Origin of the sequence: Paraburkholderia sediminicola, assembly GCF_046027355.1 — a bacterium.
GTDB lineage: Bacteria > Pseudomonadota > Gammaproteobacteria > Burkholderiales > Burkholderiaceae > Paraburkholderia > Paraburkholderia sediminicola_B.
Genome location: NZ_JAQQEK010000003.1, coordinates 116,059 through 136,087, shown reverse-complemented (window position 1 = coordinate 136,087; position 20,029 = coordinate 116,059). Strand labels below are relative to the sequence as shown.

Below are 20,029 nucleotides of genomic sequence, written 5' to 3'. Positions count from 1 at the left end.
TAGAAGGAAGGAACGGATCATGAGCGGTGAGTTCATCCAGATCGATGCAGGCAATGGGCAGGCATTTTCTGCATACATGGCGAAACCCAAGCAAGGCTCGGGGCCTGGCCTGATCCTGTTGCAGGAAATTTTCGGCATCAACGGATACATGAAGACGATGGCCGATCGCTTCGCGGAGGAGGGCTACGTGGTGCTGGTGCCGGATCTGTTCTGGCGCATGCAACCGCGTGTCGAACTTGGGTACGGCGAAGAAGACTTTGCTGCCGCGCTCGACTACAACGCACGACTCGACCTTGGCCTCGCGGTCGAGGACATCGCCTCGACCCTCAGGGCGCTGCGCGCGTTGCCGCAACAGGCAGGCAAGGTCGGTGCGCTTGGATACTGCCTCGGCGGGAAACTGGCGATGCTTGCCGCTGCCCGCACGGAGATCGATTGCGCGGTGAGCTATTACGGTGTGGGCCTCGACGCGTTTCTGGACGAGGTGTCCGCGATCCGATGCCCGATGGTGTTCCACTTTGCCGGCCGGGATGCGCTGTGCCCGCCCGCGATGCGCGAGAAGATCCAGGCGGCATTCAGCGAGAATCCACGGATCGAACAGTACGTGTACCCCGATTGTGATCACGCATTCGCGACCCCGGAGCGCGAGCACTTCGACAAACCGGCCGCCATGATGGCGTATTCGCGTTCGCTTGCGATGCTGCGCAAGGTGCTGGGGCCCATCTACGACCTGAATGCGCTGTGGGATTTGCACTGCCACTATGAATTCGCCACGCGCGACGTCAACGCGATCATGCCCACCATGGTCGCCGAGCCATATGTCAACCACGTTCCGACGATGACGGGTGGAGTCGGCCATGACGAGCTGAAGCGCTTCTACAAATATCACTTTGTTGACGCGAATCCCGACGACACGCGGCTCATTCCGTTATCCCGCACGATCGGATCGGACAGGATCGTCGACGAATTCGTATTCTGCGCAACTCACGACCGCGAGATCGACTGGCTGCTGCCTGGGCTTGCGCCTACCGGGAGGTACATCGAGATTCCGATGCTTGCTGTCGTGTGCTTTCGGGGCGACAAGCTGTACAACGAGCATATCTATTGGGATCAGGCCTCCGTGCTCGTGCAGATCGGTGTACTCGATCCAGCGGGGCTGCCAATTGCCGGGATTGAAACCGCCAGGAAGATGGTTAATGAAAACTTGCCGGGCAACACACTGATGCGCAATTGGGCCTCCAGCGAGGGCAAGCCGATCTGACCCACGATCATCTGCTGCCCGCTCTGAGTGAAACCAGGCAGCAATAGTGGGGGAGTCGAGCAGTTCATCTTACCACGCGCTTTCTATTTATTTCGGTATGCAAACTAAAACGTAAGATAACTAACCAAGGAAAAATCGTGAAGAAGCTGCTCGTCGCTTTTCCCGCAATGCTATTCATCAGTCTTGGGGCCTATGCCCAGAGCAGCGTGACGATCTACGGCATCGTAGACGACGGGCTGACCTGGTCGAGCAATCAGGGCGGCAAGAGCGCCTGGCAGATGCAGGGCAGCATCTCGCAAGGCAATCGGTGGGGGCTCAGAGGCGTGGAAGACCTGGGAGGCGGCACGACGGCAATCTTCAGGCTCGAGAGCGGCTTTAACGTCAATACCGGCACGTTGAGCCAAGGCGGCCGGCTGTTTGGCCGGCTGGCTTATGTGGGTCTGTCCGACAATCGCTACGGCACGCTGACGCTCGGGCGGCAGGGCGAAGAAGTGGGCGACTATATTGGCCCGCTGTCCGCCAATGGCACCTTGCCAGGCGGTATTCTGTTTCCGCATCCGGGAGATCTGGATAACAACGGCGTCGATTTTCACCTGCAAAACGCCGTCAAGTACGTGTCGCCGACCATAGCCGGTTTCACGGGTGTGGCCACCTATAGCTTCGGCGGCGTCGCGGGCGATTTTGCGCGGTTCGGCGCAAAATCCTTCGCGCTTCAGTACGCAAGTGGCAATCTGCAGGTGGTGGGCGCCTATACATCGATCGACCATCCGGCCACCGCCGTACCGGAAGGAGTGTGGACGGCCGCCAACACGGTCGACGGCAACTATGGTCTTGCCGCCGGCAGCTACAAGGTGTTTGGTCTCGGCGCGGCCTACGCGTTCGGTGCGGCAAAGATCAGCGCCGACTGGACTCACACGCAGTTCGGCGACCTTGACCCTACCCTGGGCGCGAAGATTGGCGGACATGTGACCTTCAATATCGGCGAGGTCGTGGCCAGTTACATGGTGACGCCGGCGCTGCAGCTTGGCGTGGCGTACAGCTATACGGAAGGCAACGTCTCCGCGACCGGGCAGGAACCGCACTATCACGAGGTGGATGCGAGCGCGGACTATTTCCTGTCGAAGAGCACCGACGTGTACGGATCGGCAACGTATATGCGCGCCGGAGGCGGCGCGGTCGCCGATCTTGCGCCGGTTTTGCAAGCGTCGAGTTCGGCGAATCAGATCGCGCTGCGGGTCGGGATTCGCAAGAAGTTCTAGTTTTGGTGGGGCTTCGGATCGTTTTCCACGGGCCGCCCGAGCACGAATAACCAGCACAAAATGATGCAAGGGTAAATTTGCACTCGTATACTGGCGCCTATCTCAGTCAAGGAAACAGTATGCGGCGCGTGATCGTACGGCGGTCGTCAGTCCACGGGAAGGGGGTGTTCGCGATGCGGCCGCTCGCGGCGGGAGAGTGCGTGCTTGAATACCGGGGCGAATTGACGAGCTGGCGGGAAGCCGTGCGCCGGCATCGGCGCGAAGGTGTCGCCGGGCACACGTTTCTTTTTGGCCTGTCGGACGGGCGCGTGATCGACGGAAGCCGTGGTGGCAATAGTGCGCGATGGCTGAACCACGCGTGTGCGCCGAACTGCGAGACCATCGAAGATGCTGGCCGCATCTTCATTCACACGATCCGGCCGATCGAGGCGGGCGAAGAGCTGTTTATTGAATACCTGCTGACGACCGACGATCCCTCAGACGAGGACGTTCGAGCCCAATACATTTGCCGGTGTGCCGTGGCGGGCTGTCGCCAGTCGATGCTGGCGGCTGTCGCGTGATTCAATGGGCTGACGAGCTTGCAAGGAGTCAGTCCGCCTCGACCAATATCTCGAGAGCGCCGTCGACAAGACGCGCACGGCCGGCACTTCATGCCGACGCGCCGACAGGATGCTTGTCGAAAGGTCAGCGTACGACCGAATGACCAAAGCTACGCGCGCATCAACCATTGCCGCGACGCCCGATTGAAGCACCGAAACGGTTCGCTTTCGAATCCACAAGACTGGCACAATCGAGAGGATATTCGATCCGCTTGGGAATCCTCATGCCAGACGCTAGGACGTCGCCGCCGCCTTCACCCCGTATCGGCCCCCTCTTTGCATTGTTTCCTTTCCTGCGCCCCTATGCCGGCCGCTGGGCGCTCGCGTTCCTCGCGCTGGTGACCTCGGCGGGCGCCACACTGGTGTTGCCGGTGGCGTTCAAATACCTGATCGATCGTGGCTTCGCCGCGGGCGACCGGGGGCACATCGATCGCTATTTCCTCGCGCTGCTGGTCGTTTCGCTGGTACTGGCCGGCGCCACGGCGCTGCGCTTTTACCTCGTGTCATGGCTGGGCGAGCGGGTCACGGCCGACTTGCGGCGTGCGGTCTACGATCACGTGCTGAGCATGAGTCCGCAATTCTTCGAAACCACGCAGACCGGCGAGGTGCTGTCACGGCTCACCGCCGACACCACTTTGATCCAGACGGTGGTGGGCACCAGCCTGTCGCTGGGATTGCGCAACTTCTTCCTGTTGACCGGCGGCGTGGCGATGCTGGCAGTGACGAGCCCGGTGCTGTCCGGCTACATCATCGCGACGCTGGTCGTGGTGGTCGCGCCTATCGTGATGTTCGGCCGGCGCGTGCGGCGACTCTCGCGCGCGAGCCAGGACAAGATCGCGAACACGAGCGCGCTGGCGGGCGAGGTGCTCAATGCCATGCCGACCGTGCAGTCGTACACGCAGGAGCCATTCGAGGCGCGGCGCTTTGCCGGCGCGGTGGAGGCGGCCTTCGAGACCGCGCTCACGCGCATTCGCGCGCGCGCCTGGTTGACCGCCGTGGTGATCGTGCTGGTGTTCACCGCCATCGTATTCGTGCTGTGGCTCGGCGCGCAGGCGGTGCTGGCCGGGCGGATGACAGCAGGCCAATTGTCACAGTTCATCCTCTACGCGGTGTTCACGGCGGGCGCCGTGGGCGCGGTCGCCGAGGTATGGGGCGATCTGCAGCGCGCGGCCGGCGCCACCGAACGTTTGCTGCAATTGCTGGCGGCGCGCTCGCCGGTGGTGGAGGCCGACACTACCGTCGCGCTGCCTGCGCGAGGCGAGGGTATCCGCTTCGAGGACGTCAGCTTCTCGTATCCGTCACGCCCAGGCATTGCGGCGCTTTCCGCAATTTCGCTCGATGTCCGTCCGGGCGAACATGTCGCACTGGTCGGTCCTTCCGGCGCGGGCAAGACCACGTTGTTCCAGTTGCTGTTGCGCTTTTACGATCCGCAAGCTGGCCGCATTCTGGTCAACGGCGTCCCGAACCGTGACGTGCCGCTCGTCGAATTACGCAAGGAAATCGGCGCGGTGCTGCAGGAATCGGTGATCTTTTCTGGGAGCGTGCTCGACAATATCCGCTATGGCGCGCCGGAAGCCACGCTCGCGCAAGTACAGCGGGCGGCCGACATGGCGGCAGCGGCCGGCTTTATCGAAGAATTACCGCAGGGCTACGACACCTTTCTCGGCGAGCGCGGCGTGCGACTGTCCGGCGGACAGCGCCAGCGCATTGCGATCGCTCGCGCGATCCTGAAGAATCCGCCCATCCTGCTGCTGGACGAGGCGACCAGTGCACTCGATGCCGCCAGCGAACGGCTGGTACAAAAGGCGCTGGACAATGCCGCGCAGAACCGCACCACACTGGTCATTGCACACCGCCTCGCGACCGTCCAGCAGGCCGACCGCATTGTCGTGCTTGAACAGGGGCGTATCGTCGCGCAGGGTCGTCACGCCGAGCTCCTGCTGAGCTCCCCGCTCTATGCTCAGCTTGCGGCGTTGCAGTTCGGCGAGCAGTTGGGACAGACGGCGCAGCGCGGCGCCGTGAGCGACCCTATTGGGTCGGCGTAAGGCCGACGTAAAGGGCGCAAAACTGGCTGCACGGGTAGCGTGGATGAACCACCAACGCTAGTGATCGAAGCAGGCGACTCACACCTTGCGGCCCGCTCTCTTTTTTTGGTCGTAAAGCAATGCGCCCGTTTCAACCGGAATGAACGGAGCCTGAAAGTGATCGATCAGAAAATCGATGAATGCCCGTGCGCGCGCCGTCTGGTTTCGCTGGCTGGGATAGTAGACAAACAGGTCGGCCGACGGCAGTACCGTATTGGGTAAAACCAGTTTTAGCCGGCCGCTTTGAACGTACTTCGCCAGATCCCATTCGGAGCGAATCAATATCCCATGTCCGTCGAGTGCCCACCTCAGCACGATATCGCCATCGTTGCTCGAAAGCGCGCCTTTGACCTTCAACGCTTCGGTGTGGTCCCCTTGCATATACCGCCACACGCCATAAGCATCATCGTTCTGGCGATGAATGATGCAACGGTGCCGAACCAGATCCTCGATACGCTCCGGTGTCCCGAATCGTTCGAGGTATTTCGGCGAGGCACAAAGAAAACGGCGATTGCTCATGATGCGCCGGGCGCTAAGCCGGCTGTCGGGGAGCGTTCCAAAGCGGATCGCCATGTCGAACGCTTCCTCGACCAGATCAATGGGCCGGTCCGTCACTTCAAACTGGATCTCCACATTGGGAAAGCGCTTCGCGAAGTCGGACACGAGCGGCGCGATGGTCGTACGCCCGAAACCGAGCGTCGCATTGACGCGTAACAGTCCATGGGGATCGGATCGAGCCCCCGATATCTCATCCTCCATCTGCCGGACTTGCCCGACGATCTGTGTCGCGTAGCGCAGGTAGGTCTCGCCCTCCGGCGTCAGGCTGACACTGCGCGTTGTCCTGTTGACCAAGCGCGCCCCCAGTTTTTGTTCCATCAACCCAAGGCGTTTGGTTGCGGCCGGCGGCGTGAGATCGAGCGCTCGCGCCGCCCCCGACAAGCTTTTGAGTTTGGCGAGGAGGATGAAAAACTCGAAATCGGATGCCGGGTCAGTGGTCACTTTGGTTATTCACCTAAAGTAAAAAATGAAATGAATCTGAGCGAATTCTAACGCCTCATTTCGCGGATAAGCTAGTTTCCATTGCAGCCAGATGCATGCGATACGTGCCCAAAACTCAGGAGACCCCGTCATGAGAATCGTTGAAATCCGCGAGAAGACCGTTCCGATCAGTTCCCCGATCCGCAATGCCTACATTGACTTCAGCAAGATGACGCTGAGTCTCGTCGCCGTGGTGACGGACGTCATCCGCGACGGCAAGCCGGTGGTGGGTTATGGCTTCAATTCGAACGGCCGCTACGGTCAGGGCAAGCTGATGCGCGAGCGCTTCATTCCGCGCATTCTCGAAGCCGACCCCGCCACGCTCGTCAACGATGCCGGCGACAACCTCGATCCGCACAAGATCTGGGCAACCATGTTTACGAACGAAAAGCCGGGCGGCCACGGCGAACGGTCGGTCGCGATCGGCACCATCGACATGGCGATCTGGGATGCGGTGGCGAAGATCGAAGGCAAGCCGCTGTTCCAGTTGCTGGCCGACCGTTACGGTGATGGTCAGCCCAATCGCAAGATTTTCGTGTACGCGGCCGGTGGCTACTACTACCCAGGCCAGGACCACGAGAAGCTGAAAGACGAAATGCGCAGCTATATCGACCGTGGCTATACGGTGGTGAAGAAGAAGATCGGCGGCGCTTCACTCGACGAAGATCTGCGCCGCATCGACTCGATTCTGAGCGTGCTGGGCGACGGACAAAAACTCGCTGTCGACGCCAACGGCCGCTTCGACCTCGACACGGCGATCCAGTACGCGAAGGCACTCTCGCAATATGACCTGTTCTGGTACGAAGAGCCGGGCGACCCGCTCGATTACGAATTGCAGGCCACGCTGCGCAACTACTACGACAAGCCGATGGCGACCGGCGAAGACCTGTTCTCGATGCAGGATGCCCGCAACCTGATCCGTTACGGCGGCATGCGCCCGGATCGCGACTGGTTGCAATTCGACTGCGCGTTGAGCTACGGCCTCGTCGAGTATCTGCGCACGCTCGATATGCTGCGCCAGCACGGCTGGTCACCGAGCCGCTGCATTCCGCACGGCGGCCATCAGATGTCGTTGAACATCGCGGCCGGACTTGGCCTCGGTGGCAACGAATCCTATCCGGACCTGTTCCAGCCGTATGGCGGCTTCCCCGACGGCGTGAAGGTGGACAACGGCTTCATCACGATGCCTGATCTGCCCGGCATCGGCTTCGAAGGAAAAGCCGATCTCTTCGCCGAGATGCAAAAGCTGTCCGCATAAGCGGCAGTCCGGCAAAACGCGCCGACAAGAAGCGTCGGCGTAGCGTTGATAAAAATAGACAAAAGAACGCTGGAGAAATCGGTCCTTGTTTGCTGCCGCGGCAGATCCCGCTGCGGCGAGCACGGACCCGACTTTCATTAAAAGATGCCACGCATAGGAGACAGTCATGCGGGTTTCAAAGATCGGAAAATCTCTTTCCAAGCTCTACGTACAGGTTCTGATTGGCATTATTGCCGGCGTGCTCGTCGGGCATTTCTACCCTGACATCGGTTCTCAACTCAAACCGCTCGGAGACCTGTTCATCAAACTGATCCGGATGCTGCTTGCTCCGATCATTTTTGCCTCCGTTGTCGTCGGCATTGCCCGCATGACTGACCTTCATGAGGCGGGTCGCGTCGGCGTCAAGGCGGTGGTTTACTTCGAAATTGCATCGACGATTGCACTCGCTATTGGTCTCGTCATCGTGAACGTCATCAAGCCGGGCAGCGGTATGAACATCGACCCCGCGCATATCGACAGTTCAGCGATCTCCACCTATACGCACGCGGCACAACAGCACGGGATGCTCGACTTCTTCATGAGCATCGTGCCGAACAGCATTGTCGGAGCGTTCGCGAATGGAGACATCCTGCCGATCATCTTCTTTTCGCTTCTGTTTGCCATCGCGCTCGCCAGGCTGGGGCCCCGCACCGCGCCGTTCGTCGATATGCTCGACATGTTTCTTCAGGGCATGTTCGGCGTCGTGCGAATCGTCATGTATGTCGCGCCCATCGGTGCCTTTGGCGGCATGGCATTCACCATCGCGAAGTACGGGATCGGCACGCTGGCATCGTTCGGCCAACTGATGCTGTGCCTTTACCTGACCTCGATTTTCTTCGTAGTCGTGGTGCTGGGTCTGGTGATGCGGATAAGCGGGCTATCGCTGTGGAAGTATCTCCGCTACATCAAGGACGAAATTTTCATTACCCTCGGCACCGCTTCGACTGAAGCGGTGCTCCCGCAGATGCTCATCAAGATGGAGAAACTGGGGTGTTCGCGGCCCGTGGTCGGGATGGTGTTGCCGACGGGCTATACCTTCAATGCCGATGGTACGGCGATCTATTTGACGATGGCCTCGATGTTCGTCGCGCAAGCAATGAATATCCACCTGACGATCTGGGATCAGTTGCTGCTGCTCGGCGTGCTGCTGCTGACATCCAAGGGGTCCGCGGGCGTGGCCGGAGCCGGATTCGTCGCGCTGGCCGCCACGCTGGCCTCGATGCACAAAATCCCCGTCTCTGGACTGGTGCTGCTGCTAGGTGTCGATCGCTTCCTCAACGAGGCTCGTGCGGTCACGAACCTGATCGGCAACGGAGTGGCGACCATTGTGGTAGCTCGATGGGAAGGGGCGCTCGATATGAACAAGGCCCGCGCGATGCTCGACCGTGCCGACACGAGCATCGATGCGTTGGAGTCCATCGACGACGGGGCGCCTACGGACCGGAAGCCTTCGAAAGACGCCATGATTCGGTCCCACATTCATTGAGCCGTTCAGTCAACGCGCCGATAGGTTCAAGCGGGTTCGTGCAGGATCGACGGATCGAATGGCGCCATCCTGCGCAGCGCGAGACGAAAGTCGCGTGCGATCGACGAGAGTGCGGCATCGCGCCGGCGAATCAGACCGATGGTTCGCGCGACGGTTGGATCGACCAGCGGCCGGATCGCGATGCGCGCGTGCGCGTCGCGCGGCGCCGCGCAACGCGGAATGATGGAGATGCCGAGCCCCGCTTCGACGAGCCCCAATGAAGTGGTGAGATGCTCGATCTCGATCAGCCGGTCGGGGCGCCAGTCGATATCCCTGAGCGCGGCGTCGAGCATGCGCCGGTTGCCGCTCGACGTGCCCGACACGATCAGCGGCCACGGCCGCAATTCCGGCCACGTCACATGCTCGCTCGCGGCGAGCGGATGATCCGCGGGACAGGCCAGCACGTACGGATCGACAAGCAGTTCGTCGATTGCCAGCTCCGGCGATTCGTTCACCAGGAACGCAATGCCGAACTCCGCCTCACCGATCGCGACACGTTGCACGACCGTCGCGAGGTTGGCCTCGATGAGCCTGAGCCGTACTTCAGGACGCCGCTTGTGATAACTGCTGACGATTTTCGGCAGCATGAATTTGGCTACCGTCGGAATACACGCGATGGTCAACTGACCGGTGCGAATACGCGTCGCTTCGCTCACGAGTTCGAGCGATGCATCGAGTTCACGCAACACGCCCTGTGCGCGCGGCAACAGCAATTCGCCGGAACTGGTGAGCGCGACGGTACGCGTGGTGCGTTCGAACAGCATGGCGTCGAGCGCTTCCTCGAGCCGTTTGATGCGCCGCGTCAAAGCGGACGCGGACAGGTTCAGTTCGATCGCCGCGTCGTTGAACGATGCGTGCGACGCGACCGCGACGAAAGCCCGCAATGCGTCGAGATCGACACCCGGAAAACGGTTCATCTGCACCCCGCTGACTCTTGCATGTGACGCAATAATAATCACGTCGCGTGCAATTCACAAACGCGTTCGGGCTGCGGATACTGAGGGCACGACATTTACGTGCACCCAAAACGGCACCCGAACGATGAACCAGCACAACGACGTAGGCGCAAACCCTTATACCGGCGGCGTGGCCGCATTCGTCGCGGGCTTGCGGTATGAGGCGATACCGGACGAGGTGCGTGCGCGCATCAAACTGCTGATCCTCGATTCGCTCGGCTGCGCCATTTTCGGCGCCGGCTTGCCGTGGAGCCGCATTCTTGCGGATACCTTGCAGCGCGTCGACAGCACGCCCGGTTGCCGTGTGTGGGGCATGCCGATGCGTTTGTCCGCGCCACACGCGGCGCTCGTCAACGGCACCTTGATCCAGAGTTTCGAACTCGACGACGTGCATCGCGTCGGCGTGCTGCATGTCGGGGCGGTGACCTTGCCTGCCGTGCTCGCCGTTGCCGAACTGCTGTCCGCCGGCGCGCCGATGTCGGGCCGCGATTTCCTGCGTGCCTGTGTGGCGGGCTATGAGGTCGGCCCGCGCGTGGGCATGTGCATGGGACCGGAGCACATTGCGCAAGGCTGGCATTCGGGCGCGACGGTCGGCGTATTCTCGGCCGCGGCGGGCGCGGCAGCCGCGTTGCGGCTCGATATGGAACAGACGGTGCACGCGCTCGGCATCGGCGGCACGCAGGCGGCGGGACTGATGGCCGCGCAGTTCGGCGCGATGGTCAAGCGCATGCATGCGGGGCGTGCCGCGCAAAGCGGCCTGTACGGCGCGTTGCTCGCGCAGAACGGCTTCACGGGTATCGTCGACGTGTTTGAAAATCCGTACGGCGGATTTTGCAGCACGTTCTCGCGTTCGTCGGACCGCTTCGATCTGACGCAACTCGTGGATGGCCTCGGCGAGCGCTTCGAGACCATGCGTATCGCGCTGAAGTTCTACTCGTGCGTGGGCAGCAATCACACCACGCTCGATGCGATCCGCGCGATGCAGGCGCGTCATCCGTTCGGTCCGGACGATATCGAGCGGATCGTCGTGCACGGTTCGCGCGTGACGGTCGATCATGTGGGCTGGAAATACGTGCCACAGGGGCTGACCTCCGCGCAGCTCAACCTGCCGTATTGCGTCGCAACGCTGCTGCTCGAAGGCGACGTCTTCGTCGACCAGTTCAGCGAGGACAAGGTCGCGGACCCGCAGCGCATGGCGCTGGCCGATCGCGTGCAGGTGGTCGAGGATCCGTCCATCACGGCGCGCGGTTCCATGCTGCGGCATATGGTGCGCGTCGAGGTGCTGTTGCGCGACGGCACGCGGCTCGAAGAAACGGTCGAGGCGCAGCGCGGCAGCGAACACGCGTTCGCGAGCGAAGCGGATATCGTCGGCAAGATGAGAAAGCTTGCCGCGCATCGGATCGACGCACGGCAGATCGCGCGCATCGTCGACTGGGTGATGCACGCCGAAGATCAGCCGGATGCGAGCGAACTCGCACGGCTCCTCGCGAGCGCCCCCTGAGGAGCGATCGTGGCCGCCACTGCGCATACTCTCCCGTTGTCCGCCACGCCCGCCGCGCGGCGCGAACGGTTGCGCTCGATTATCGGCGGCAGCGCCGGCAATGTCATCGAGTGGTACGACTTTCTGGCGTATTCGATCTTCTCGATCTATTTCAGCAAGGCTTTTTTCCCGGGCGGCAATCAGACCGCGCAACTCCTGAACGCGGCGGCCGTCGCGGCGATCGGTTATGTCGTGCGGCCACTCGGCAGCTGGGCCATCGGCGCGCTCGCCGACCGGCATGGGCGGCGCGTGGCGTTGAGCGTATCGGTGGCGATGATGAGCGTCGGCTCGCTGATCATCGCGTTGACGCCGACGTATGCGTCCATCGGCGTGGCCGCGCCCGCCGTGCTGGTCTGCGCGCGTCTTCTGCAAGGCTTCAGCATGGGCGGCGAAGCGGGCACGAGCGCGACCTATCTGAGCGAAATGGCGCCGACGGGCCGGCGCGGCTTCTTTGTCGGCTTCGTCCAGGTGACGGTGGTAATGGGACAACTGGTGGCGCTCGCGCTGATGCTCGTGCTGCAACGGTTCGTGTTGACGCCCACGCAACTCGAACAGTGGGGCTGGCGGATTCCGTTTGCGATTGGCGGCGCGCTGGCCGTCTTCGCGCTCTATCTGCGGCGCGGCATTGCCGAGACTGACGCGTTCGAGCGCGAAGGCGCGCGCCCGCAGATGGAGCGCGGCAGTCTGCTGGTGCTGCTGATCCAGCACCGGCGCCAGACGCTGTGGACGATCGGCATCAGCATTGGCGGTACGGTCGCGTTCTACACGTTCACGATCTATCTGCAGAAGTTCATGGTCAACACCACCGGCTTTAGCCGGGATACGGCGACGCTGATCGCAACCGCGGCGCTCGTCATTTACATGGGCTTTCAGCCGCTTTTCGGCTTGTTATCCGATCTGATCGGACGGCGGCCGGTCATGATGATCTTCGGTGTCGGCGGCACGTTCCTGACGGTGCCTCTGATGCATGCGCTCGGTTCGACTCATAGCGCGCTCACCGCGTTCGCATTGAATCTCGCGGCGCTCGGCATTCTCAGTGGCTTTTCGTCGATTCACTGGCTCGTCAAGTCGGAGCTTTTTCCCGCGAGGGTTCGCGCGCTCGGTGTCGGCCTGCCGTTTGCGATCGTGTCGTCGGTAATGGGCGGTACCACCGAATATCTCGCGTTGCGCTTCAAGCACGCGGGCCACGAATCCTGGTTCTTCTATTACGTCAGCGCGTGCGCGGCGGTGTCGCTGCTCACGTATGTGCTGATGCCCGAGACGCGCCATCGGTCGGTGATCGACGAAGAAGCGCGCCAGTAATGTGGTCACGTCAGTGGTCACCAAGCTGATCACCAAGATCAACGGAGACGCTTTCATGCAGCCGGCTTCATCCGCTGGACGCACCGCCGCGCAGTTGTTGTCGGAGTACGCGCTCAGCGTGCGCTTCGAGCAGTTGCCCGCCGATGTCGTGCGGCTTGCCAAAGACTGTCTGATCGACGCGATCGGCGCGGCGTTGTACGGACACGAAGTGGAAGCGGGCAAAGCCGCGCTGCGCTATGTCAGCCATGCGGCCGCGGGCCCGTGTGCAATCCCTGGCACGAGCCGGCGCGTCGCTCCCGAGGCGGCGGCGTTCGCGGGCGGCGTGCTAATCCACGCGGCGGAACTCGATAGCTTGCGGCAACCCGGCGCCGGCGTTCATCCCGGCGCGTCGCTAGTGCCAGTTGCGCTTGCCGCCGCCCAGGTCTATGGCGCGTCGGGATGCGACGTGCTGGCGGCGCTCGTCGCCGGTATCGAGGTGCTGTTCCGGATCGGCACGGCGACGAAACACTCAGCCGAAGCACGCGGCTTTCATGCGCCGGGTCTGACCGGACCGTTCGGCGCCGCGATCGTCGCGGGCAAGCTGGCCGGCGTCGATACGGATACGCTGAGTCGCGCGTTGGGCATTGCCGGCTCGTTGAGCGGCGGATTGCTCGAATTCGCGAAGTCCGGCGATGGTGGTCTCGTCAAGCGTATCCACCTGGGGCGCGCGGCACAATCGGGCATCGTCGCCGTGCAACTGGCGCAGGCGGGGTTCGACGGGCCGTCGACGGTGCTCGAAGGGCGCTACGGTTTTCTGGAGGCGTATTGCGAGGCCTCGGACGCGGCGCGTCTGACCGACGGCTTAGGCACGCGCTATGAAACGCCGACGCTATGCCTGAAGCGCTACGCGTGTCACATCGTGGCGCACACGCCGGTCTACGCCGCGCAGCAATTGCGCGCCGCGTACGATATCGACGCGCGTCGTATCGTCGCGATCCGGATCGCGGGCGCGCCGCGTCTTGCGGCGAATCACGATATCAAGCTGCCGGCCAATCAGGTGCTCGCGCAATACAGCGTGCCGGTGTGCGTGGCGGCGGCGCTGCTGCACGATGCCGACGATCCGTCGACCTTCGGCGCCCGCCTGTTGCAAGACGAAGCCATCCGCGAGCTCGCGCAGCGCGTGACGCTCGTCGCCACTGACGCCACCGGACTTGCAACCGTCACACGCATCACGCTCGATAACGGCACGACGTACGAACTTGAGCAGACGGACTTCCCGGGTTGTCCGTCGACACCGTTCACACCGGCCCAATTGCGCGCCAAGTTCATGCGGATGACGAAGCGACTGGGCGTCGCGGCGCACACGTTGTTCGAGCAGCTGGACCGGGTGGAAGACGAAGCGGACCTGCACTGGCTCGACGCGATGCCTGCACCGTCGCCCGATTCATTGCACAGGCCGTCGCCGGATCTATCGCTTGTACGAGGAGACCGCTGATGAGCATCGCGAAATCGCTGGGCGAACGCATCGCGGCATTCACTTCCGCCGACGTGCCCGACGAGGCGTTGCGCTGGGCGCGCATCGGCATCATCGATACGATCGGCGTGACGCTGGCGGGTTCGGCGGAACCCTGTGCGCGGATTGCGCGGACCGTGGCGGCACCGTCCAACGGTGCCGCGCTCGTGGTCGGCACGCGCGAGCGGATGAAGCCGAGCGACGCAGCGCTCGTCAATGGCACGGCCGCGCATGCGCTCGACTTCGACGATTGCAGCAATACGCTGGGCGGCCATCCTTCCGCACCGATTCTGCCGGCGCTCTTTGCGCTTGCCGAAGAAGTGCGCGCGAGCGGGCGGCGCCTCGTCACCGCTTACGTGGCGGGTTTCGAAGCGCAGGCGCGTATTGCGCATGCGGTCAATTTTCATCATTACGACAAGGGCTGGCATCCAACGGCGACGCTTGGCGTATTCGGCGCGTGTGCCGCGTCGGCGCATCTGGTCGAACTGGATGCGGCGCGGACGGCGACCGCGTTGTCGATTGCCGCGTCGTTCGCTTCCGGCATCAAGGCCAATTTCGGCACCATGACGAAGCCGTTGCATGTCGGTCATGCGTCGCGCAACGGCTTGATCGCAACGCTGCTTGCGCGCGAAGGTTTTAACGCCGGCGACGAAGCCTTCGAACATCGCCAAGGTTTTTTCAACGTCTACAACGGCGCTGGCCATTACGACGCCGAGGCGGCGCTGACGCATTGGGCCGATCCGCTCGACATCGTCGAACCTGGCATTGCGATCAAGCAGTACCCATGCTGCGGCAGCACGCACCCCGCGATCGACGCGATGCTGATGCTCGTCAGCGAATACGGACTGAAGCCGGACGATGTCGAATCGGTCGTGTCTTGGACGCATCCGCGTCGCCTTCAGCATACGAACCGCCCACAGCCGGCCAGTGCGCTCGACGCGAAATTCAGCGTGCAGTACTGCGTGGCACGCGCACTGGCGCAAGGGCGCGTGGTGCTGTCCGATTTCGAAGGCGAAGCGTACGCCGACCCGGCGATTCGCGCGCTCATGTCGAAGATCGTCGCGGAGCCGGATCCGTTGGCGGACCAGCAACCGGATCATTTCGGCGCGGAAATCGTCGTTCAGTTAAGCGATGGGCGGCGTGTGTCGAAACGCGTCGCGCGCGCGGCGGGCCGGACGTCGGCCAATCCGTTGCCGGATGCGCGGATCGAAGCCAAGTTTCTCGACTGTGCGAATCACGTATTGACGCCCGAGGCGAGCCGCGACGCGTTGGGGATGCTGTGGCGCATCGACAGTGTGGAAGACATCACTACGTTGACCGGTTTGCTCGAAGCAGGGTTGCGGCACTGACGCAGTCGTCGGGGACCGCGTTGGATAGTTTCATTCGAACGAGCAAGACAATCGCGCGGCTATGACCGCGGGCGGCTTTGCATGGGACCAGAGTAAGCGCTAAAGCGCTAACTCTGGTCGACAGCTTTGCATGGGGCTGGAGTAAGCGCTGAAGCGCTAACTCCAGCCGACAAAGGAGACAGGCATGAACGACTCACTCGTCGCGGCGCGCGTCGACCGTTTGCCGAACTCGCGGATGCATCGCGAATGGATGTTCCTGTTCGCGATTCCTCTCTTCTTCGATAGCTGCGATATCAACACGTTCGCATCGGCGGCACCCGCGCTGATCCGGCATTGGCATATCGCGATCAATGAAATCGCGCTGATCACGTCCGCGAGCTTCATCGGCATGTTCTTCGGCGCGACGCTCGGCGGTTTGCTGTCCGATCGGCTGGGGCGCAAACGCTCGCTGATGCTGTTCGTGCTGATCTCGTCGCTCGGTTCGCTGGCAACGGCGGTCGTGCCGAGCGTCCCGTATCTGTTCGCCGCGCGGGTCGTCACCGGTTTCGGCATTTCCGCCGGCATGGTGACGGTGATGACCTATATCGCCGAGCTGTTCCCGGCGCGCTCGCGCGGCACCTGGCAGTCGTGGGCCATGGTCATCAACCTGTGCGCGATTCCGCTGACGAACTTCGTCGCGCGGCTGCTCGTGCCGTACGGGCCGGACGGCTGGCGCTGGGTCTTCGTGTGGGGCGCGCTAGGCGTCGCGTTTCCGCTGATCGCAAAGCGGCTTCCCGAGTCGCCACGCTGGAGCGCGCGAGCAGGACGCTTCGACGAAGCGGAAGCCGCGCTCGCGGCGATGGAGGCAAGGAGCATCGCCGAAGGGAACGTGCTGACGACGCCCGAGGTGGTGGTGCGGCCGCCCGAAGCGCGCGAGCCGTGGATGACGATGTTCAACAGCGTCTACCGCCGCCGCACGCTCACGCTCTGCGCGATCTGGCTGCTGCAGACGATCGGCTTCTACGGCTTCGAAGCGTGGGTGCCGACCCTGTTGGTGCATCACGGCATCACGATTGCACGCAGCCTCACGTATTTCACGCTGATCAACGTGGGCGCGCCGCTTGGCGCATTGCTCGCGGTCTATCCCGCCGACCGCTTCGAACGCAAGCATCTGATCGCGCTAGTCGCGCTATTGATCGCGGGATTCGGCCTGCTGTACGGGCTGAGCTTCACGCCGGTGCTGATCGTGACGTTCGGGTTCGCGGTCGGCATGCTGACGCAGACCTTCGCGACGCTGCTCTATTCGTACACGCCCGAACAGTTTCCGACCGGCGTGCGCAATAGCGCGACGGGCCTCACGTATGGCGCGGGCCGGATCGCGAATGTCGCGAATGCCTTCGTGATCGCCGCGATCTACACGAACTATGGCTATGTGACCGTGTTCATGTATATCGCGGGCGCGTGGTTCCTGACCGCGTTGATCACGCTCGTCTTCGGCCCGCGGACCACTGGCCGCAGCCTCGAAACCCTGAACCCGGTCGTGGATGAAGTGGACGCGGCGTCGCTGACGCCGCTCGCCGAATACCCGCGACGCTAGATCACACTGGACTTGGAGAGTGAACTGATGACCCTCGACGAACTCAACGATATCGACGTGCTCGTAATCGGCGCGGGAAATGCCGCGGCTAACGCGGCGCTGGCCGCACGCGAAGGCGGTGCGAAGCGCATCGCGCTGCTCGAAAGCGCACCGGAGGAAGCGCGCGGCGGCAACTCCGCATTCACGGGCGGCGCGTTCCGTTTCGTCTACGATTCCGTCGACGACCTGTTGAAGCTTGCTCCGGATATCGCGGAACTGGATCTGCCTAACATCGATTTCGGCACCTACACGCGCGAGCAGTATTTCGACGATATCGGCCGGCTCACCGAGTTCCGCGCCGACCCGGACCTGACCGACGTACTGATCGGCAACAGCTACGACGCCGCGCTGTGGCTCAAGCAGCATGGCGTGCGTTTTCAACCCGCGCTGGGGCGGCAGGCGTTTCGTGTCGAAGGCAAGTTCCGTTTCTGGGGTGGGCTGGCTTGCCACATTCTGGGTGGTGGCACGCATCTGGTCGAAACGCTGCATCACGCGCTGAAGGACGCGGGAATCGGCGTGCTCTATCGCACGCAGGCAATGGGCCTGCTGCACGGCGACGGGCGCATTGAAGGCGTGCGCGCCATGCATGAGGGCCGGCAGGTCGACATCCGCGCGAAAGCGGTGGTGCTCGCATGCGGCGGTTTTGAATCGAGTGCGGAAATGCGTGCGCGCTATCTCGGGCCGAACTGGGACCTGGCGAAAGTGCGTGGCACACGCTACAACACCGGCTGGGGCCACAAGATGGCAATGGAAATCGGCGCGGCGGTAACGGGGCACTGGTCCGGCGCGCATGCGGTGCAATGGGACATGAACGCGCCCGAGTACGGCGATCTGACGATTGGCGATCGCTTCCAGAAACATAACTATCCGTTCGGGATTCTGGTGAACGCGAAGGGCGAGCGTTTTCTCGACGAGGGGCTCGACTTTCACAGTTTCACGTACGCGAAGTATGGGCATGAGGTCTTGCGCCAGCCAGGCCTTTTCGCGTGGCAGATTTTCGATCAGAAAGTCGTCAAGCTGCTGCGCGACGAGTACCGGATTGCGCGTATCACCAAAGAGACGGCGAACACGCTCGAAGAACTGGCGCCGAAACTCACGGGCGTCGATCCGGAAGGTTTTCTGCAGACCGTGCGTGCGTATAACGAGGCGCCGCGGCCCGATGTGTCGTTCAATCCGAATATCCACGACGGTCTGCGCACGCGCGGGCTCGGCATCGACAAAACCAACTGGGCCAATCGGCTCGACACGCCGCCTTTTGAGGCCTATGGCGTTACCACTGGCGTGACTTTTACGTTCGGTGGACTGAAGGTGTCGACGGAGGCCGAAGTGCTCGACACGTCGGGTACGCCGATTCGAGGGCTGTTCGCGGCGGGCGAGATTGTCGGCGGTCTCTACTATCACAACTACGGCAGCGGCACGGGGCTCGTCGCCGGCGTGGTGTTCGGGCGGCGCGCCGGGGCAGGCGCGGCGCGGTTGGTTGCGCGCTGATTTGGACGCTAACGGGAACGCTCGGGGGACTCACTACGATGCTGCTTATCGATAACGACTGCGTCGCGCGCGTGCTGACGATGCGCGATTGCATCGACGTGCAGGAACGCGCGTTCGCCGGGTTGCCGGATGGCGCGTCGATTGGGCGTCCGCGTATCGACACCTATGTGCCGACACAGCGCGACGACAGCTATTACCGTTTCGGCTCGGTGGACGGCGCGACCGGCGGCATTCTCGCGGTGCGCCTGAAATCGGACGTGATGGTGTGGCCGCGTGACGCCGGCGGCCGCGCTGGCAGCGAGCAGAAGTACTGCGTCGAGCCCGGCACGTATTGCGGACTGGTGATGCTGTTCAATACCGAGAACGGCAAGCCGCTCGCGATGCTCAACGACGGCCACCTGCAACACATGCGCGTGGGCGGCGCGGCGGGACTCGGCACGCGGCTGCTCGCGCGCGAGGACGCGCATACCATCGGCATGATCGGCTCGGGCGGCATGGCGGAAACGTTTCTCGAGGCGCTGGTGGCGGTGCGCGATATTCGCCGCGTGCGAGTCTTCAGCCGTCGCGAGGCGAATCGTGTGCGTTTTGCGCGGGACATGGCGGCGAAACTTGGGATCGAAATCGAAGCTGTCGGCTCGGCCGAAGCGGCGGTGCGCGGCGCCGACATCGTCGCCACCTGCACCGACAGCATGACGCCCGTGATCGACGCCGACTGGCTGGAGCCAGGCATGCACGTGGTGGCGCTCACGCCGCGTGAATTCGACGCCAGGGTGGCGAGCCGCTTCGACGTGTGCATCGCGCAAGGCCATGAACGCTTACCGATGGAGGAGAGCGAGCGCTTCAGCCAGCGCGTGTCGGGCAGCCCGAATGCGTTTATCGGCGGAAGCGGCGAGGAGCGGGCGCGTCTGCCTGTGTCGCGCGGGGAGAGAGTGGATACGACCGGCTGGCCGGTCTACACCGATGTGATAACCGGCCGCGCGCCGGGCCGCACGGATGCCCGGCAAATCACCTTCTATTACACGGTGGGCAACTGGGGCGTCCAATTTGCGGCGGTGGGCGGGCATGTGTATCGGGAAGCGTCGCGACTCGGCCTTGGCATTGCGTTGCCGGATCACTATTTCCTGCAGTCCATCAGAAATTGAAAAGAGGGCGCCCCGCCATCGTGACGCAGGGAATCGATGGCTCCGGCAGGTCGTGTTCGAGCGATCCGCGCGGGACGTGGATACG

The 20,029-nt window shown here is 62.8% G+C and carries 15 protein-coding genes; 13 read left to right on the top strand and 2 right to left on the bottom strand.

The genetic code is table 11. The annotated features are described in order from the left end of the window. Positions 1-19 precede the first annotated feature (19 nt). From PQR42_RS06490 to PQR42_RS06475, 4 genes are all read left to right on the top strand, one after another. Complete coding sequence (locus PQR42_RS06490) at positions 20-1,258, top strand: dienelactone hydrolase family protein (RefSeq protein ID WP_408383470.1); 1,239 nt, start codon at positions 20-22, stop codon at positions 1,256-1,258. A 137-nt stretch (positions 1,259-1,395) separates the two neighbouring features. Continuing rightward, complete coding sequence (locus PQR42_RS06485; protein ID WP_408383473.1) at positions 1,396-2,517, top strand: porin; 1,122 nt, start codon at positions 1,396-1,398, stop codon at positions 2,515-2,517. A gap of 119 nt (positions 2,518-2,636) precedes the next feature. Next, the gene (locus PQR42_RS06480) at positions 2,637-3,077 is read left to right on the top strand and encodes an SET domain-containing protein (protein WP_408204654.1); all 441 of its coding nucleotides are present in this window, start codon (positions 2,637-2,639) and stop codon (positions 3,075-3,077) included. Positions 3,078-3,340: 263 nt separating this feature from the next. Beyond that, positions 3,341-5,161, top strand: coding sequence for an ABC transporter transmembrane domain-containing protein (locus tag PQR42_RS06475; RefSeq protein ID WP_408383475.1), 1,821 nt, complete (start codon positions 3,341-3,343; stop codon positions 5,159-5,161). Between the two features lie 78 nt (positions 5,162-5,239). Here the strand turns inward: PQR42_RS06475 and PQR42_RS06470 are convergent, their stop codons facing one another. Beyond that, the gene (locus PQR42_RS06470; RefSeq protein WP_408383477.1) at positions 5,240-6,199 is read right to left on the bottom strand and encodes a LysR family transcriptional regulator; all 960 of its coding nucleotides are present in this window, start codon (positions 6,197-6,199) and stop codon (positions 5,240-5,242) included. 130 nt (positions 6,200-6,329) lie between these two features. Between PQR42_RS06470 and PQR42_RS06465 the strand changes: the two genes are divergently transcribed. Both PQR42_RS06465 and dctA read left to right on the top strand, forming a co-directional pair. Continuing rightward, positions 6,330-7,496, top strand: coding sequence for a mandelate racemase/muconate lactonizing enzyme family protein (locus PQR42_RS06465; RefSeq protein WP_408204657.1), 1,167 nt, complete (start codon positions 6,330-6,332; stop codon positions 7,494-7,496). Positions 7,497-7,662: 166 nt separating this feature from the next. Further along, a complete protein-coding gene (dctA, locus tag PQR42_RS06460; RefSeq protein ID WP_408383479.1) occupies positions 7,663-9,021 on the top strand; it encodes a C4-dicarboxylate transporter DctA in 1,359 nt (452 codons plus the stop codon). A 26-nt stretch (positions 9,022-9,047) separates the two neighbouring features. On the opposite strand, the gene PQR42_RS06455 is transcribed toward dctA, so the two are convergent. Beyond that, positions 9,048-9,977 carry a LysR family transcriptional regulator gene (locus PQR42_RS06455; protein ID WP_408383481.1) on the bottom strand — a complete coding sequence of 310 codons (930 nt, stop codon included), beginning with the start codon at positions 9,975-9,977 and terminating at the stop codon, positions 9,048-9,050. 124 nt (positions 9,978-10,101) lie between these two features. On the opposite strand from PQR42_RS06455, the gene PQR42_RS06450 reads away from it, so the two are divergent. From PQR42_RS06450 to PQR42_RS06420, 7 genes are all read left to right on the top strand, one after another. Continuing rightward, entirely contained in the window at positions 10,102-11,517 is a 1,416-nt protein-coding gene (locus tag PQR42_RS06450) for an MmgE/PrpD family protein (RefSeq protein ID WP_408204660.1), read from the top strand. A 9-nt stretch (positions 11,518-11,526) separates the two neighbouring features. Further along, complete coding sequence (locus tag PQR42_RS06445; RefSeq protein ID WP_408383483.1) at positions 11,527-12,858, top strand: MFS transporter; 1,332 nt, start codon at positions 11,527-11,529, stop codon at positions 12,856-12,858. A gap of 55 nt (positions 12,859-12,913) precedes the next feature. Continuing rightward, a complete protein-coding gene (locus PQR42_RS06440) occupies positions 12,914-14,332 on the top strand; it encodes an MmgE/PrpD family protein (RefSeq protein ID WP_408383485.1) in 1,419 nt (472 codons plus the stop codon). Further along, positions 14,332-15,699 carry an MmgE/PrpD family protein gene (locus PQR42_RS06435; RefSeq protein WP_408383488.1) on the top strand — a complete coding sequence of 456 codons (1,368 nt, stop codon included), beginning with the start codon at positions 14,332-14,334 and terminating at the stop codon, positions 15,697-15,699. The genes PQR42_RS06440 and PQR42_RS06435 overlap by 1 nt, the downstream gene beginning before the upstream one ends. A 184-nt stretch (positions 15,700-15,883) precedes the next feature. Further along, entirely contained in the window at positions 15,884-17,275 is a 1,392-nt protein-coding gene (locus PQR42_RS06430) for an MFS transporter (protein WP_408204664.1), read from the top strand. Between the two features lie 27 nt (positions 17,276-17,302). Beyond that, positions 17,303-18,802, top strand: a complete 1,500-nt coding sequence (gene tcuA / locus PQR42_RS06425; RefSeq protein ID WP_408493591.1) for an FAD-dependent tricarballylate dehydrogenase TcuA — start codon at positions 17,303-17,305, stop codon at positions 18,800-18,802. A gap of 38 nt (positions 18,803-18,840) precedes the next feature. Then, on the top strand, positions 18,841-19,944 hold the full coding sequence (locus PQR42_RS06420; protein ID WP_408383491.1) for an ornithine cyclodeaminase family protein: 1,104 nt from the start codon (positions 18,841-18,843) through the stop codon (positions 19,942-19,944). Positions 19,945-20,029: the final 85 nt, after the last annotated feature.

Coding starts and splice junctions, on each gene's coding strand:
- PQR42_RS06490 (WP_408383470.1), top strand. CDS start 20: ATGAGCGGTGAGTTCATCCAGATCGATGCAGGCAATGGGCAGGCATTT.
- PQR42_RS06435 (WP_408383488.1), top strand. CDS start 14,332: ATGAGCATCGCGAAATCGCTGGGCGAACGCATCGCGGCATTCACTTCC.
- PQR42_RS06450 (WP_408204660.1), top strand. CDS start 10,102: ATGAACCAGCACAACGACGTAGGCGCAAACCCTTATACCGGCGGCGTG.
- PQR42_RS06420 (WP_408383491.1), top strand. CDS start 18,841: ATGCTGCTTATCGATAACGACTGCGTCGCGCGCGTGCTGACGATGCGC.
- PQR42_RS06475 (WP_408383475.1), top strand. CDS start 3,341: ATGCCAGACGCTAGGACGTCGCCGCCGCCTTCACCCCGTATCGGCCCC.
- PQR42_RS06455 (WP_408383481.1), bottom strand. CDS start 9,977: ATGAACCGTTTTCCGGGTGTCGATCTCGACGCATTGCGGGCTTTCGTC.
- dctA (WP_408383479.1), top strand. CDS start 7,663: ATGCGGGTTTCAAAGATCGGAAAATCTCTTTCCAAGCTCTACGTACAG.
- tcuA (WP_408493591.1), top strand. CDS start 17,303: ATGACCCTCGACGAACTCAACGATATCGACGTGCTCGTAATCGGCGCG.
- PQR42_RS06465 (WP_408204657.1), top strand. CDS start 6,330: ATGAGAATCGTTGAAATCCGCGAGAAGACCGTTCCGATCAGTTCCCCG.
- PQR42_RS06430 (WP_408204664.1), top strand. CDS start 15,884: ATGAACGACTCACTCGTCGCGGCGCGCGTCGACCGTTTGCCGAACTCG.
- PQR42_RS06440 (WP_408383485.1), top strand. CDS start 12,914: ATGCAGCCGGCTTCATCCGCTGGACGCACCGCCGCGCAGTTGTTGTCG.
- PQR42_RS06480 (WP_408204654.1), top strand. CDS start 2,637: ATGCGGCGCGTGATCGTACGGCGGTCGTCAGTCCACGGGAAGGGGGTG.